The sequence below is a fragment of the Dactylosporangium sp. NPDC049525 genome, from assembly GCF_040676755.1.
Lineage (GTDB): Bacteria > Actinomycetota > Actinomycetes > Mycobacteriales > Micromonosporaceae > Dactylosporangium.
Genome location: NZ_JBFAPO010000041.1, coordinates 1 through 15,945 on the forward strand (window position 1 = coordinate 1; position 15,945 = coordinate 15,945).

At 71.0% G+C, this 15,945-nt stretch carries 11 protein-coding genes and 1 rRNA gene; 7 read left to right on the plus strand and 5 right to left on the minus strand.

Annotated elements, in window-relative coordinates; all coding sequences use genetic code 11:
- Window positions 1–91: ribosomal RNA gene (gene rrf / locus AB0K00_RS39540) — 5S ribosomal RNA — on the plus strand; the annotation flags it as partial.
- Window positions 92–175: 84 nt separating this feature from the next.
- Here rrf and AB0K00_RS39545 read toward each other — a convergent pair.
- Both AB0K00_RS39545 and AB0K00_RS39550 read right to left on the minus strand, forming a co-directional pair.
- On the minus strand, window positions 176–799 hold the full coding sequence (locus AB0K00_RS39545) for a hypothetical protein (RefSeq protein WP_363531900.1): 624 nt from the start codon (window positions 797–799) through the stop codon (window positions 176–178).
- 85 nt (window positions 800–884) lie between these two features.
- Window positions 885–1,778, minus strand: coding sequence for a hypothetical protein (locus tag AB0K00_RS39550; RefSeq protein WP_363531903.1), 894 nt, complete (start codon window positions 1,776–1,778; stop codon window positions 885–887).
- 72 nt (window positions 1,779–1,850) lie between these two features.
- Here AB0K00_RS39550 and AB0K00_RS39555 point away from each other — a divergent pair, with 72 nt between their 5' ends.
- The 4 genes from AB0K00_RS39555 (at window position 1,851) to AB0K00_RS39570 (ending at window position 7,205) form a co-directional block, all read left to right on the plus strand.
- Window positions 1,851–4,469, plus strand: coding sequence for a valine--tRNA ligase (locus AB0K00_RS39555; protein ID WP_363531906.1), 2,619 nt, complete (start codon window positions 1,851–1,853; stop codon window positions 4,467–4,469).
- Window positions 4,470–4,519: 50 nt separating this feature from the next.
- On the plus strand, window positions 4,520–5,788 hold the full coding sequence (locus AB0K00_RS39560; RefSeq protein WP_363532136.1) for a folylpolyglutamate synthase/dihydrofolate synthase family protein: 1,269 nt from the start codon (window positions 4,520–4,522) through the stop codon (window positions 5,786–5,788).
- An 85-nt stretch (window positions 5,789–5,873) separates the two neighbouring features.
- Window positions 5,874–6,218, plus strand: coding sequence for a DUF4233 domain-containing protein (locus AB0K00_RS39565; RefSeq protein WP_363531909.1), 345 nt, complete (start codon window positions 5,874–5,876; stop codon window positions 6,216–6,218).
- Between the two features lie 3 nt (window positions 6,219–6,221).
- Window positions 6,222–7,205, plus strand: coding sequence for a YafY family protein (locus AB0K00_RS39570; protein WP_363531912.1), 984 nt, complete (start codon window positions 6,222–6,224; stop codon window positions 7,203–7,205).
- Here AB0K00_RS39570 and AB0K00_RS39575 read toward each other — a convergent pair.
- Entirely contained in the window at window positions 7,202–9,592 is a 2,391-nt protein-coding gene (locus AB0K00_RS39575; protein WP_363531915.1) for a VOC family protein, read from the minus strand. The two genes, AB0K00_RS39570 and AB0K00_RS39575, sit on opposite strands and share 4 nt — an antisense overlap.
- A gap of 235 nt (window positions 9,593–9,827) precedes the next feature.
- Here AB0K00_RS39575 and ndk point away from each other — a divergent pair, with 235 nt between their 5' ends.
- Window positions 9,828–10,241 carry a nucleoside-diphosphate kinase gene (ndk, locus tag AB0K00_RS39580; protein WP_363531918.1) on the plus strand — a complete coding sequence of 138 codons (414 nt, stop codon included), beginning with the start codon at window positions 9,828–9,830 and terminating at the stop codon, window positions 10,239–10,241.
- Window positions 10,242–10,312: 71 nt separating this feature from the next.
- Here ndk and AB0K00_RS39585 read toward each other — a convergent pair whose 3' ends face one another.
- Complete coding sequence (locus AB0K00_RS39585; protein ID WP_363531921.1) at window positions 10,313–11,839, minus strand: glycosyl hydrolase family 18 protein; 1,527 nt, start codon at window positions 11,837–11,839, stop codon at window positions 10,313–10,315.
- 368 nt (window positions 11,840–12,207) lie between these two features.
- Here AB0K00_RS39585 and ileS point away from each other — a divergent pair, with 368 nt between their 5' ends.
- A complete protein-coding gene (gene ileS / locus AB0K00_RS39590) occupies window positions 12,208–15,321 on the plus strand; it encodes an isoleucine--tRNA ligase (protein ID WP_363531924.1) in 3,114 nt (1,037 codons plus the stop codon).
- On the opposite strand, the gene AB0K00_RS39595 is transcribed toward ileS, so the two are convergent.
- A complete protein-coding gene (locus tag AB0K00_RS39595; RefSeq protein WP_363531927.1) occupies window positions 15,302–15,940 on the minus strand; it encodes an XRE family transcriptional regulator in 639 nt (212 codons plus the stop codon). The two genes, ileS and AB0K00_RS39595, sit on opposite strands and share 20 nt — an antisense overlap.
- Window positions 15,941–15,945: the final 5 nt, after the last annotated feature.

A 15,945-nucleotide genomic window follows, 5' to 3' on the forward strand; every position in this document is an offset into this window, starting at 1 on the left:
GCCCGGTCCCATTCCGAACCCGGAAGCTAAGCCCTCCAGCGCCGATGGTACTGCACCCGAGAGAGTGTGGGAGAGTAGGACGCCGCCGGACAAATATTCGCAGTAGCCCCCAACCATCTGGTTGGGGGCTACTGTCGTTAATCCACAACACAACAACACCGCAAACCCGCAAGGGTCAGCGGTGCTCGATGGCGTCGCGGAGCTGCAGCATTGCCTTTGCCGCGTCGGCGACCGGGCGGCCGGGGAAGAGGGCGACCGCCACCGAGCCGTTGTCGGCCCAGCCGCACACCGCGATCTCGCCCTCCTTGTCGACCGTCACCCCGCATCGCATGACACCGCCGAGGCTGCCGGCGTCGACGTCGTGGATGTCACGGACCGCGCCGTTGTCGTCGGAGATCGCCTTGAAGGCGGTGCTCAGCGAGCTCTCGGGCTTCCACACGCGGGCGGTGCCGGCGACGAGGATGACGGTCTGCGCCTGGTCCTTGTAGATGGCGCCGACGCTCTTGTCGAGGTTCACCTCGGCCGCGATCGCGTCCCGCACGTACTCTGCGGTGTTCTTCGCGTCATCGGAGGAGTCCATCGCGAACGCGCCGACCTGGGCCGGCGTCGACACGGTCGTGTCGCTCTGCTGGGTCACGCGCAGGACCGTCGGACCGTAGACGATCGCGGACCCGAGCAGCGCCACCCCGACGAGGGCGCCGCAGACGATCGCGACCTTCTTCAGGTTGATCGACGAGCCGGACCCCTCCTCATCGGGGCCGGAGGAGTCGTCGTCGGAGATGCCCGGAAGATCGACCATCGGCGCAGCGTAGCAAGGCCCACCACGCGAAGCGGGGCCGGACCGCAGCGGCCCGACCCCACCCGTACACCAGGAAAGCCGGCAATCAGCGGGTCTCGACGGCGGAACGGATCTGCAGGAACAGGTCCGCGGACTCCTTCAGCTCCCGGCCGATGAAGATCGCGATGCCGACGCTGCCGTGGTCCGCCCAGGCGCACAGGGTCATGGCCAACTCGCCCTCGGTGCCGTTCGCGCACTTCACCGTGCCGCCCAGGTCGCCGGCCGGGTAGCTGGTCTGACCGCCGAGGCCGCCGCCGGCGCCGGTCGCGCTGAAGCCGCTGAAGGCGTCGTCGACCTCGTCGTCGGGGAAGAGGACCGTCGACGTCGCCGCAACGAGCACGACCAGCTTCTGCGGGTCGCCGTCGCTGTAGATGCCCGCCGCGACCTGGTCGACGTTGCCGACGTCGTTACGCAGGTCACGCTCCATCTCGTCGACGATCTTCTGCATTTCGTCGGAGGTCTGCTTGCTGAGACCGCCGGGCAGCGTCGCCGGGGCCGTGACCGAGGTGTTGCCCGCGGAGATGACAGGGTAGAGGAACACGCACGAGAGCACCGCGCAGACCAGGAACAGGGCGCCGATGATGCCGAGTGTGATCTTCAGCCCCCTGCGCTTGCGGGGCGGAGCCGGGGGCGGCGGCGTGTAGGCGGGCCCGGGACCGGGGAACGCCGGCTGCTGGTAACCGGGCTGCTGGTAATCGGGCTGCTGGTAAGGCTGCTGATACGGCGGCGCCGACGGCTGATACGGGTCCTGGTACGCCGGCTGTTGATACGGCTGCTGGGCCGGATACGACTGCGGCGGGCCATACGGTCCGGGCTGCTGCTGATAGGACCCGTCGCTCGGAGTCTGCTGCGTGCCGAACTCCGGCGCCAGGTCATACGACTGCGGCTGGAACGGCTGCGAACGTGGCTCGTCGTCGGACGGGCGAGGCGGGTAAGTCACCGTCGATCAGTCTCCTGAGTGAGGGGGCACTGGCGAGCGTAGACCCCACATGCGAAGTTCTAGACTCGCTATGTGACGGAGACTCAACGGACGCCCGGCGATGCCGAGCCGACCGCCCCCACTGCCTCGGTGCTCTCGGCCCAGTATGCGCCAGGAGAGGTAGAGCAGCGGCGGTATGAGCAATGGGTCGCCGACGGTCTGTTCAAGGCCGACGCGGCCAGCGACAAGCCCGCGTTCGCGATCGTGCTGCCTCCGCCGAACGTGACCGGGTCGCTGCACATCGGCCACGCCCTCGACCACACCGTCCAGGACGCGCTCACCCGCCGCAAGCGGATGCAGGGCTTCGAGGCGCTGTGGCTGCCGGGCATGGACCACGCCGGCATCGCCACGCAAAACGTCGTGGAGCGGCAGCTCGCCGCGTCCGGGCAGTCCAGGCACGACCTGGGCCGTGAGGCGTTCGTGGAGAAGGTCTGGCAGTGGAAGACCGAGTCCGGCGGCAAGATCCTCGGCCAGATGACCCGCCTCGGCGACTCCGTCGACTGGAGCCGCGAGCGGTTCACCATGGACGAGGGGCTGTCCCGCGCCGTCCTGACGATCTTCAAGCGGCTGTTCGACGACGGCCTCATCTACCGGGCCGAGCGCATCATCAACTGGTGCCCGCGCTGCCTGACCGCACTCAGCGACATCGAGGTCGAGCACTCCGACGACGACGGTGAGCTCGTCTCCATCCGTTACGGCGACGGCGCCGACGCGATCGTGGTCGCCACCACCCGGGCGGAGACGATGCTCGGTGACACCGCGGTGGCCGTACACCCCGATGACGAGCGCTACAAGCACCTCGTCGGCACCGAGGTCGTGCTGCCGCTCACCGGGCGCCGGATCCCGATCGTCGCCGACCCGCACGTCGACCCGGCGTTCGGCACCGGCGCGGTCAAGGTGACCCCGGCGCACGACCCCAACGACTTCGAGATCGGCCAGCGGCACGACCTGCCGAGCCTCACGATCATGGACGAGCACGGCGTGATCACCGTGCACGGGCCGTTCGTCGGCCTGGACCGCTTCGAGGCGCGGCCGGCCGTCGTCGCCGCGCTGCGCGCCGAGGGGCGCATCGTCGCGGAGAAGCGGCCGTATGTGCACGCCGTCGGGCACTGCCAGCGCTGCGGCACCACCGTCGAGCCGCGGCTGTCGCTGCAGTGGTTCGTGCGGACCGAGCCCCTGGCGAAGGCCGCCGGCGACGCCGTCCGCGACGGCCGGGTCCGGGTGGAGCCGCCCGAGCTGACCAAGCGCTACTTCGGCTGGGTCGACAACATGCACGACTGGTGCATCTCCCGGCAGCTCTGGTGGGGCCATCGCATCCCCGTCTGGTACGGGCCACAGGGCGAAGTCGTCTGCGTCGGCCCCGACGAGCAGCCGCCCGCCGGCGACGGCTGGACCCAGGACCAGGACGTGCTGGACACCTGGTTCTCCTCGGCCTTGTGGCCGTTCTCCACGCTCGGTTGGCCCGACGAGACCCCGGACCTGGCGAAGTTCTACCCGACCAGCGTCCTGGTCACCGGCTACGACATCCTGTTCTTCTGGGTCGCCCGGATGATGATGTTCGGCCTGTATGCGATGGACGGCCGGCAGCCGTTCGACGTCGTCATGCTCCACGGCATGGTCCGCGACCAGCACGGCAAGAAGATGTCGAAGTCATTCGGCAACGTCGTCGACCCGCTGGACTGGATCGAGCGGTTCGGCGCCGACGCGACCCGCTTCACCCTGGCCCGCGGCGCCAACCCCGGCGCGGACGTGCCCGTCAGCGAGGAGTGGGTGCAGGGCGCCCGCAACTTCTGCAACAAGCTGTGGAATGCGACCCGCTTCGGCCTGTCCAACGGCGCGACCGTCGAGGGTGACCTGCCGACGGAGGGCCTGTCGACCGTCGACCGGTGGATCCTGTCCCGGCTGCAGCACGTCATCGCCGAGGTCGACGAGCAGTTCGAGGCGTATGAGCTGGCGAAGGTCTGCGACACGCTGTATCACTTCGCGTGGGACGACGTCTGCGACTGGTACCTGGAGCTGTCGAAGCCGGAGATGACTCCCGCGCGGCAGAGGGTGCTGGGTCACGTGCTCGATCAGCTGCTGCGGCTGCTCCACCCGATCACGCCGTTCGTCACCGAAGAACTGTGGACGACGCTCACGGGCGCGCCGACCCTCGTGCGGGCGCAGTGGCCGGCAGCGGACCAGGCGCTGATCAACGACGCCGCTGAGAGGGAGGTCGCCGACCTGCAGCGGGTCGTCACCGAGGTCCGCCGGTTCCGGGCCGACCAGGGCGTGAAGCCGGCCCAGCGGGTCGTCGCCCGCCTCGAGGGCCTCGACGCCGCCGGCCTGGCCGCGCACGAGGGCCTCATCCGGTCCCTGGCGCGCCTCGAGGCGCCGGGCTCGGAGTTCGCCGCGACCGCGAAGCTCAGCGTGGGGGTCGGCGTCACCGTCGAGCTCGACACCCGCGGCACGATCGACGTCGCCGCCGAACGGGCCCGGCTGGGCAAGGACAAGGCGGCCGCGGAGAAGGAAGCCGCGCAGTGCCGGGCGAAGCTCGACAACCCGGCGTTCACCGACAAGGCACCCGAGCCGGTCGTGGAGAAGATCCGGCAGCGGCTCGCCGCCGCCGAGGCCGACCTGGCCCGCATCACCGGGCAGCTGGACGCGCTGTGAGCCGCTTCACGGAAGTTGATCAGGAGCTCAACGCCCGGGGCTTCACCCGCATGGTGTTCGACCTCGGCCGCATCGAGGCCCTGCTCGACCTGCTCGGCAACCCCCAGCGGGCCTACCCGACGATCCACATCACCGGCACCAACGGCAAGACCTCGACCGCCCGGATGATCGACTCGCTGCTGCGCGCCCACGGGCTGCGGACGGGGCGGTACACCAGCCCGCACCTGCAGACGATCCGGGAGCGGATCAGCATCGAGGACGAGCCGATCACCGAGGACCGGTTCGTCGAGATCTACGACGAGGTCCAGCCGCTCGCCGAGTACCTCGACACGCGGCACGACGCGCCGCTGACGTACTTCGACATGACGACCGCGATGGCGTTCGCGGCGTTCGCCGACGCGCCCGTCGACGTCGCCGTCATCGAGGTCGGCCTCGGCGGCGCCGACGACTCCACCAACGTGCTGCAGGCACAGACGACCGTGATCACCCCGATCGGCCTCGACCACACCGAATGGCTCGGCGACACCATCGAGGACATCGCCCTCGCCAAGGCCGGGATCATCCACAAGGGATCCACGCTGATCTGCGCCACGCAGCCGGAGGAGGCGATGCGCCCGATCCTGGAGCGCTGCGCCGAGGTCGGCGCGACCATCGCCCGGGAAGGCCGCGAGTTCGGCGTCGCGCACCGCGAGCTCGCCGTCGGCGGGCAGGTCCTGACCCTGCGGGGGCTGTCCGGCACCTACGAGGGCATCTTCCTGCCGCTGCACGGCGAGCACCAGGCGCAGAACGCGGCGATCGCGCTCGCCGCCGTCGAGACGTTCCTCGGCGCCGGCAACGAACGCGCCCTCAACGCCGAGTCCGTCCGCGACGGGTTCGGCGGCGCCACCTCACCCGGCCGGCTCGAACGGGTCCGCAAGTCCCCGCCGATCCTCGTCGACGCCGCCCACAACGCCGCCGGCATGCGGGCCACCGTCCGCGCGCTCAACGAGGAGTTCGCGTTCAACGGCCTCATCGCCGTCGTCGCGGCCCTCGCCGACAAGGACGTCGAAGGCATGCTGGAGCTGCTCGAGCCGATCACCGAGAGCATCGTCTGCACCCGCAACAGCTCACCGCGGGCCATGTCGGCCAGGCAGCTCGGCGCCATCGCCGAGGAGCTGTACGGCCCGGACCGCGTCCACGTCGTGCCGGACTTCCCCGACGCGATCGACACCGCGGTCACCCTGGCCGAGTCCGACAACGCGGTCCCCGGCACCATCGGCATCCTCATCACCGGCTCGGTCGTCACCGTCGCCGACGCCCGCGGACTGCTGAAGCGATGAGCGGTCCGGAGCGCAGCGGAGGAGCCGCTCATCATGAGCGCAGGTTTGGCTCACGGCGGCGCCGGAGCGCAGCGGAGGTGACGTTGTGAGCACGGCCGGCCTGAAGAACCCCGGCGGCGCCGTCCGCGGCGTTGGGGCGTCCGCCCTCGTCGTGTTCGGGGTGGTCCTGCTGCTGGCGCTGCTGCCGCTGGCGAAGCTCGGCCAGCCGGCGGCGGCGATCTGGCTCTGCGCCGGCCTGGCCGTGCTCAGCTTCGTCCTCTGCGGGCTGCTGCGGCACGACTGGGCGTGGCCGGCGGGGCTGATCGTGCCGGTCGCGCTCCTCGTGGGCGGCGTCCTGCACTGGTCGCTGCTCGTCCTCGGCATCGTCTTCGGGTTGACCTGGGGCTACGTGCTGTACGTGCGGCGAAGCGTCTACGCGAACCGACCCTGACCCATGCGGGCGAGCCGGCTGCTGTCCACGCTCCTGCTGCTGCAGACCCGGGGCCGGCTCACCGCGCAGCAGATCGCCGACGAGCTCGAAGTGTCCGTTCGCACGGTGTACCGCGACATCGAGGCATTGTCCACATCCGGTGTCCCCGTGTACGCCGACCGCGGACCCGCCGGTGGCTACCAGCTCGTCGACGGCTACCGGACCACCCTGACCGGGCTCACCACCGACGAGGCCGCCGCGCTGTTCCTCGCCGGCAGCGGCGCCACCGCCGGGCACCTCGGCCTCGGGTCCACCCTCGACGCGGCGCAGCTCAAGCTCCTCGCCGCGATGCCGCTCGAGCAGCGCACCATGGCGGCCCACATCCAGGAACGCGTCCACGTCGACGCGCCCGGCTGGTTCCGCGACCCGGAGGCCCCGCCGCACCTCGACACGGTCGCCGGCGCGGTGTGGGACCAGCGGCCGCTGCGGGTCGCGTACCGCAAGTGGGACGGCACCCAGGTCGAGCGGACCCTGGAGGCCCTCGGGCTGGTCCTCAAGGGCACCGCCTGGTACGTCGTGGCCCGCGGCCGGGAACGCGTCAACGCCTACCGGATCTCCCGTATCGACGCCGTCGACGTCCTCGACGGCACGTTCGAGCGGCCCGGGGACTTCGACCTGCGCGACTACTGGACCGAGTGGTCCGAGCGGCTCCAGCGCACCCTGTACCGCGGCGGCGACGCCACCGTCCTCGTCGGGCCGAGAGCCGCCAGCATGTGGTGGATGCTCGGCCCCGTCGCCGAGCGGGCGCTGCGCGACACCGCCGGCCCGCCCGACGCCGACGGCTGGGTCCGGATCGTCATGCCGATCGAGTCGTTCGAACACGTCCGCGTCGACCTCGGCCGCTTCGGCCCCGACGTCGAGGTCCTGGCCCCGGCGGAACTGCGCGACCTGATGCGCCGCACCGCCGAGGACACCGCCCTGCGATATGCCCAGCGCCGGGACGTCTAGCGGCGCAGCTCCCACTTCGTCAGGGCGATCGCGTGGCCGTCGGGGTCGCGGAACGTGGCCGAGCACAGCTCCAGCTGCTCGCCCTGCGGGACGACCCGCGGCCGGTGGACGAAGTCGACGCCTTGCTCGCGGAGCCGCTCGTAGGCCTCGTAGACGTCGGGCACCTCGAGGTTGAGGTGGACGACGCGGCGGTCGACCGGGGGCATGTCCGCGACCCGGCGCAGCACGACCCTGGCGTCGCCGGTCGCGAGGACCGCCGTGGTGGGGCCGCTGTCGAGCTCGGTGAGGCCGAGCGTGTCACGGTAGAAGCGCCGGGAGCGCTCCAGGTCCGACACGATCAGCGTGATGCTCACCCCGTTGACCCCGTCCAGCGGCATCGACTGCTGGCGCTGCTCGGTGGCCAGGAACTGCCCGACCGCCCCCTCGGACGGCGGCTGCTCCTCGAGCTGGTCCTCCGGCGAGTCGTCGACGTAGTGCTCGGTGGCATACGGATTCGGGGTGGCGGGCTCGTCTTCGTCGTCTTCGTGCTCGGTGGTGGCGGGCGCCGGCCAGACCGGGGGAGCGCCGAACATGCCGGTGCCGAGCGGCGCCGCGTCCCGGGAGTGCCCGTTGCTCGACCACGCCGACGTCGTGCGCTCCGGCCGCCCGTCGGCGTCCACCGCGCCCCACGGCCGGATCGTGGTGGTGCCGTTGCCGGCGGACCTGTCCCGCGGGTCCGTGGCCGCGTCCGTGGGGTCGGTGTCGGCGTCGGACCCGTCCCGGGTGTCCGCGGGGTCGGTGGTGGCGGCGGACGCCTCGGTGGCGGACCGCAGCGGTGGCGGTGGGACGACCGGGGGTGCCGGGGACGGCTCGGTGGCCGCCGGCTCGGCGTCGGTGACCGGGATGTGCTCCGCCCGCGGGACCCTGGTCGGCAGCTGCTCCATCTCGCGGTCCGGCCACCAGGTGATCCCCGACGCCAGGGCGGCGGTGCCCGCGGGCCGGTCGCCGGGCACGTCCACACCACCTTCGACCGCCGTCTCCGTCTCCGCCTCGGGCTCGGGCTCGGCGACCGTGGCCGGCGGGACCTCGTCGACCACCTCGCCGTCGATGTCGCGGCTCCTGTGGGCCCCGGAAGCAGTCGTGCCCGCGGCGTCGACCGAAGGGCCGGTCGAGTCTTCGGTCGGGGCGGGAGGTGTGGTCGAGCCGGCCGGCTTGGTCATCGTCACGGCTGCGGGCGGCCCGGCCACCGGACCGGCGTCGGGAAGGTCAGCGGCGGGAAGGTCAGTGGCGGGAAGGTCTGAGACCGGCAGGTCCGGCGGCGGGGAGAGCGGCGAACCGGCCTCCGGGATCGTGTACGTCGCCGGGGCGGCCTCCGTCACCACCGCCGGGGTCTCCTCCGGCAGCGTCGTGGCCGGCGGCTGCACGGACCTGCCCGGGCCGCGGTCGTGGGTGCCGGGCCGGGGCCGCGGGCTCGGCCGGCGGCGGGCGCCCCCGTGCACCGGGTTGGACGGCAGCCGCACCACCATCGGCGGGGTGTCCTCGGTGACGACACCCGCGTGCGCCGGCCGTACGCCGGACTGCTCGGCGGACTCGGCCACATCGGCGAACCCGGAAGCCCCTGCGGGCCCCGCGAGCCCAGCGGACTTGGACGGCCCTGAAGACCCGGACGGCGCCGCGGGGTCGCCCGGCTCGGCGAACGCGACGGCGGCCGTGGTGCCGGTGCCGCTCGAGGCGGCGCCGGGTCCCCCGGGCGCCGGGGAGGCCGGTCGCGTGGTGGGCCTCGTCTGCCCGGTCCGGTCGCCCCGGCCGGACAGCCGCACCGGCTCGATGACCGGCGCCGTGATCGGGGGCAGGTCGGTGAGCGTGGGCCGGTCGTCGGGCGGCAGGTTGTCGCCCGGCCGCTCGAAGGACGGGCCGCCGTTGAAGCCGCCGGTGTCGGGCCCGCGGGTGGCCTGGCGGCGCTCGTACTCGTCGGTCGGGGAGTCGGTGACGTCGAGCTCGTCGCCGTCCACGGAGTAGCGGGGGGCGTTGCCACCGGTGGGCCGCCGCTCCGACGCCTGCGCGTCCTGGTGCGACTGGACCTTGTCCCAGACGACGGCGAGCTTGCGCGGGTTGCCCTTGAGGACCTGGACGGGCAGGGTGGCGCCGGCGTCGGGCCACTTGTCGAGCGGGATCGCCGGGTCGACGGTGGAGACCGTGACGCCGTTGACGCCGGTGGCCCTGACGACGAGCTTGAGCCGCCCGCGGGCGGTCCGCCCGTCGGTCGTCGGGCGCGGCGAGATATCGGCGACCCTCGCTGTGCCGTAGACGTATTGCCGCACCTTGTTGCGCGAGTTCAGGACAAGGATCAGCACCGGACCGGCCGCGGCCAGGATGATGCCCAACGCGACCACCAAGGCGTTGGTCATACCCAATCCGCAGAATGCCAGGAAACCGCCGACCACGATGAGCAGCGCGATCACGAGTTTCCTGCTGCCGGTGTCCTGTGCACGATTGCTGGACGGCAAGTCGACCTCCCCAGACGACTGACATCAGGCTATGCCTGATCATCGCCGGAACGGAAGTCTTCGGCACCCTGGCGGCTCGGCGACGGTGACGCTGGGTAGGCTCGGACGCGTACCGAACCCATCTTGGAGGCACGTCGTGGCCGAGCGCTCGCTCGTTTTGATCAAGCCTGATGCCGTGCGTCGTGGACTCGTCGGCGAGATCGTCGGCCGCCTGGAGCGCAAGGGCCTCGCCATCGACGCGATGCGGCTGCGCACCATGGACCGGACCCTCGCCGACCAGCACTACGCCGAGCACGTCGAGCGGGACTTCTACCCGCCGTTGCGGGACTTCATGACCAGCGGTGACCTGGTCGCCCTGGTCGTTTCCGGCGACGAGGCGATCGCGGTCATCCGCAATCTGATCGGCTCGACCGACGGCAGGAAGGCCGCTCCGGGCAGCATCCGCGGCGATTTCTCGCTGTCCAACCGGGAGAATCTCGTCCACGCGTCCGACTCGGTCGACAGTGCGAAGCGTGAGATCGCGCTCTGGTTCCCGGAGCTCGCGGAATAAAATCACCCTGAACGGGCGAGGAGGGCGGGTGCTGGGACACCCGCCCTCCTCACTGTGTTGGGGAAGAAAGGCTAGGGCAGAGTCGCCAGGTGCGGCTTGACGGTCCTGGCGAAGTTGTTGCCGTTGGTGACGTCCCAGTTGATCGACCAGGTCATCGCGCCGCGGATACCGGGGTAGGTGTGCGGCGGCTTGAACGTGCCGCAGTTGCTGCCGGTCGCCAGGCAGGACAGCGCCTGGTTGACCAGGGCCGGGGCGACCACGCCGCCGCCCGCCGCGCCGGGGCCGGCCGGCAGGCCGAGGGCGACCTGGTCGGGTCGCAGCCCGTTCTCCAGCTGGATGCAGGCCAGGGCGGTCATGAAGTTGACGGTGCCCTGCGAGTACGCGGCCATCTGGTCGCACCCGAGCATGCTGCCGGAGTTGTAGAACTGGGTGTAGACGACCGTCAGGATGTCCTTGATGGACAGTGCCAGGGCGAAGTAGCTGCCGCCGGTGGACTGCATGTCGATCGTCTGCGGCGCCATCGTGATGATGAGGTTGGCGCCGGCCTTGGCCCGCAGTGAGCGCAGCGCCTGCGCCATGTAGGTCGGGTTGAGGCCGTTCTCCAGGTCGATGTCGATGCCGTCGAAGCCGTACTGCTGCATCAGCGACCAGGCGCTGTTGGCGAAGTTCGTCGCGGCGGTCGCGTCGCCGACGCTGACCCGGCCGGCCTCACCGCCGACGGACAGGATGACCTTCTTGCCGCGGCTGTGCAGCGTCGCGATGTCGGACTTGAACTCAGCGTCGGTGTACCCGCCGACGGCCGAGGCGAGCTGTGGGTCGACCGCGAACGTGATCTGGCCCGGCTGGGATCCGGTCTCGGCGAACGCGACGTCGATCAGGTCGTACTCGCTGGGCGTGTCACGCAGCTTCAGCTTCGCCGCGTTGTTGACGAAGTCCTGCCAGTAACCGGTGAGGAAGTGCTTCGGCAGCGGGCTCGGCGGCACCGACGTCGACGGCGACGGCGAGGTCGACGGGGACTTCGAGGCCGACGGCGAGACAGACGGCGACGGCGAGGTCGAGCGGGACGGGGACGCCGAAGGGGTGGTCGGCTCGAGCGTCGTCGGAGGGGTACCGCCGGGCCCGTTGAGCGAGAAGTCGTCCGCGGTGTACGCCGGCTGCCCGTACCAACCGTGAACGTAGACAACGGCGGACCGCTGCGCCGCGCCGGTGGTGAACGCGACCGACAGCTGCGAGTAGGCGCCGCCGGTGCCGGGCGTCCAGGTGCTCGCGTCGACGCCGCCGGTGACGCCGATGAAGACGTAGGAGCCGTTGACGTAGCCGGAGAAGGTGTACTTCGTGTTCGGCTGGACCGACACCGTCTGCTGGCACCGGGCGGTGGCACTGCCGGGGGTACCGGTGAGCTTGTAACTGCCGGACCGGGCCGCGCCGGACGTGACGGCGGCGGACGGCTCGCAGCTCCAGTTGCTGGCGTTGCCGGTCTCGAACCCGGGGTTGGTGAGCAGCTCGGCGGCCGAGGCGGGCAACGCGATGACGACCCCGGCGAGGGTCAGCGCGGCCGCTCCGGTGCCTGCTAGCAGGGCGAGTTTGCGTGGACGCATCGTGGCTCCAGGTGGGGGTCTGGTGACGTCACGCGTCGATGGGCGTCGACGTGTGATGTCACGAAACCCGCACGCCGAATTAATGTCAAGGTTTCTTTACTATTCTTTATGGCTGCCGCCGAAACCCGCGTGACGGGCGCGGTACTCTGGATGCACAGGCATCGACCCGGCCATCACCGGCGAGCCTCCGGAAGAACAGACCGGCGCCCGGCGCCGGTCTCAGTAGAACCGGACGGGCACCGGCCCGTGACAGCCGGCCAACGAGCGGCCACCGAGAGGTGGCAAGCGGGGTGGTACCGCGGACCTGTGAGGGTTCGTCCCCGCGTGGAGTTCAGCTAGCTGACAACACGCGAGGAGCGCGACCACCGATGGCCTATCCGATGCACAACGCGGCTCACGGCGTGCCGGCCAGCCCGAACCTGCCCGAGGTCGAGCGGGGCGTCCTGGACTACTGGGCCGGCGACAAGACCTTCGAGGCCTCCGTCGACCAGCGCGACGCCGGCGTCGACGGGGCGAACGAATTCGTGTTCTACGACGGCCCGCCGTTCGCCAACGGCCTGCCGCACTACGGCCACCTGCTGACGGGCTACGCGAAGGACGTCGTGCCGCGGTACAAGTCGATGCGCGGCTTCCGGGTCGAGCGTCGCTTCGGCTGGGACTGCCACGGCCTGCCCGCCGAGGTCGAGGCGGAGAAGCAGCTCGGCATCACGACCAAGGCCGAGATCCTGCAGCTGGGTGTCGACAAGTTCAACGCGGCGACCAAGGAGTCGGTGCTGCGCTACACCAGCGAGTGGGAGCGCTACGTCACCCGCCAGGCGCGCTGGGTCGACTTCGACAACGACTACAAGACGCTTGACCTGGACTACATGGAAAGTGTCATGTGGGCCTTCAAGACCCTGCACGAGAAGGGTCTGGTCTACGAGGGGTTCCGGGTCCTCGCGTATTGCTGGCGCTGCGAGACGCCGCTGTCCACCACCGAGCTGCGGATGGACGACGACGTCTACCGCGACCGGCAGGACCCGGCGCTGACCGTGGCGTTCCAGCTGGAGACCGGCGAGAAGATCCTCGCCTGGACCACGACGCCGTGGACGCTGCCGTCCAACCTGGCCCTGGCCGTCGGTCCGGACATCGACTACTCGGTGTTCGAAGAGGACGGACAGCGGTTCATCCTGGCCTCGTCGCGCGTCCCCGCCTACGAGAAGGAGCTGGCGGGAGCCACGTTCCAGGAAGTCGTCAAGGGCGCCGCGCTCGTCGGGCGCCGGTACACGCCGCTGTTCGACTTCCTCGCCGAGACGCCGAACGCGTTCCAGGTCATCGGCGCGGACTTCGTCACCACCGAGGACGGCACCGGCGTGGTGCACATGGCGCCCGCCTTCGGCGAGGACGACCAGACCGCCTGCGCGTCCGTCGGCATCCCCACCGTGGTCACCGTCGACGAGCACACCCGGTTCACCTCGGTCGTGCCCGCGTATCAGGGGCTGCAGGTCTTCGAGGCCAACAAGCCGGTGATCCGCGACCTGAAGGCCGCGGGCGTCGTCGTGCGCCACGACTCCTACACCCACTCCTACCCGCACTGCTGGCGCTGCGACACGCCGCTGGTCTACAAGGCGGTGTCGTCGTGGTTCGTGGCCGTGTCCACGTTCCGGGACCGGATGGTGGAGCTCAACCAGCAGATCACCTGGACGCCGGAGCACATCAAGGAGGGCTCGTTCGGCAAGTGGCTGGCCAACGCCCGCGACTGGTCGATCAGCCGGAACCGGTTCTGGGGCTCGCCGATCCCGGTGTGGAAGTCCGACGACCCGCAGTACCCGCGCGTCGACGTGTACGGCTCCCTCGACGACCTGGAACGCGACTTCGGCGTGCGCCCCGGCGACCTGCACCGGCCCGAGATCGACAGCCTGACCCGGCCCAACCCGGACGACCCGACCGGGCAGTCCGTGATGCGCCGCGTCCCGGAGGTCCTGGACTGCTGGTTCGAGTCAGGGTCGATGCCGTTCGCCCAGGTGCACTACCCGTTCGAGAACCGGGACTGGTTCGAGCACCACTACCCGGGCGACTTCATCGTCGAGTACATCGGCCAGACCCGCGGCTGGTTCTACACCATGCACGTGCTGGCCACGGCGCTGTTCGACCGCCCGGCGTTCACCAACTGCGTCAGCCACGGCATCCTGCTCGGCGAGGACGGCCGCAAGATGTCCAAGAGCCTGCGCAACTACCCCGACGTGTACCGGGTGTTCGACGAGTACGGCTCCGACGCGATGCGCTGGTTCCTCATGGCCTCGCCGGTGCTGCGCGGCGGCGACATGCCGGTCACCGAGGTCGGCATCCGCGACGCGGTCCGGCAGGTGCTCCTGCCGCTGTGGAACGTCTGGTACTTCTTCTCCCTGTACGCCAACGCCGATGGGTACACCGCGGTCCGGCGCAGCGACAGCACGCACCTGCTCGACCGGTACGTCCTGGCGAAGACGGGCGAGCTGGTGGCCACCGTGCAGCAGCAGCTGGATGCCTACGACCTGTCCGGCGCCTGCGGGACCATCCGGGCCTACCTCGACGCGCTCACCAACTGGTACGTGCGGCGCTCCCGGGACCGGTTCTGGTCCGGCGACCGCGACGCGTTCGACACGCTGTTCACCGTGCTGTCGACGCTCACGCAGGTCGTCGCGCCGCTCGCGCCGCTGACCGCGGAGGAGATCTACCGCGGCCTGACCGGCGAGCGTTCGGTGCACCTGACGGACTGGCCGTCGGCGGCGCAGTTCCCGGCCGATCACGCCCTGGTCGCGGACATGGACGCGGTCCGCGAGGTGTGCTCGGCGGCGCTGTCGCTGCGCAAGGCCCGCGGCCTGCGGGTCCGGCTGCCGCTGTCGACGCTGACCGTGGCGACCCCGCGGGCGGAGGCGCTGCGAGCGTTCGCCGCGCTCGTCGCCGACGAGGTCAACGTCAAGGAGGTGGTGTTCACCGGTGACGTCGCCGCGCACTGCACCCCGGTGCTGACGCTGGTCCCGCGGGTCCTCGGCCCGCGCCTCGGCAAGGACGTCCAGCGGGTGATCAAAGCGGTCAAGGCCGGCGACTGGCAGCGCACCTCCGACGGCGAGGTCGTGGCCGGCGGGGTGGCGCTGCACGACGGCGAGTACGACCTGAAGCTGGTCGCGGCGGACCCGACCCAGTCGGCGCCGCTGCCGGGCGGCGAGGGCGTGGTCGTGCTGGACAGCACGGTCACTCCCGAGCTGGCGGCCGAGGGGCTGGCCCGCGACCTGGTCCGGGTCGTGCAGCAGGCCCGCCGCGACGCGGACCTCAACGTCTCGGACCGCATCACGGTCGTCGTGGCCGCCGAAGGGCTGGAGGAGGTGCTCGCCGTGCACGGGGCGTTCGTCGCCGGCGAGGTGCTGGCCGACACGGTCGAGCTGGGGCCGGGCTCCGGCGACGGCTTCGCCGGTGAGGTCGGTGACGGGCAGCCGGTCCGGGTCAGGGTCGCGAAGGTCTGACCGCAACCGGTGGAATGCTGCGGTCGCGTTCGCCCTCGGGCATCACGACGACCATGGTGAGGACCGCCTCCACGTCCGCCGCGTTGCGGTAGGCGTGCGGGCGGTCCGCCCGGAAGTCGATCGTCTCCCCGGGCCGGACCGTGTGCTCCGTGCCGTCCACCGTCACCACCAGCGACCCCTCCTGGAGGTGGATGAGCTCCCGCGTGCCGGTGGCGTGATCACTGGACTCGTGCGACTCGCCGGGCGGCATGCGCCACTGCCAGACCTCCACGAACGCCGGGTCGTTCACCCCACGCAGCAGCCGGCCGGTCCCGCCGGCGGCGCCGCGCCACAGCACCGGCGGCTCGTCCGCGGCGACGATCCTCACCACCGGCTCCGGCTCGGACTCCAGCAGCCGGCCGATGCTCACCCCGAACGACTCCGCGATCCGGCACAGCGTGCCGATGCTCGGGTTGGTCCTGGCGCCCTCGATCTGCACGAGCATGCCCTTGCTGACCCCGGACCGGCCGGCCAGCTCGTCGAGGGACCAGCGGCGCCCCTGCCGCAGGCCCTTCACGTGCCGGGCGATTGCCGCCTGCGCGACCTGGGTCACGTCGTCGGTCAAAATATTTTCCTCCACGGTCA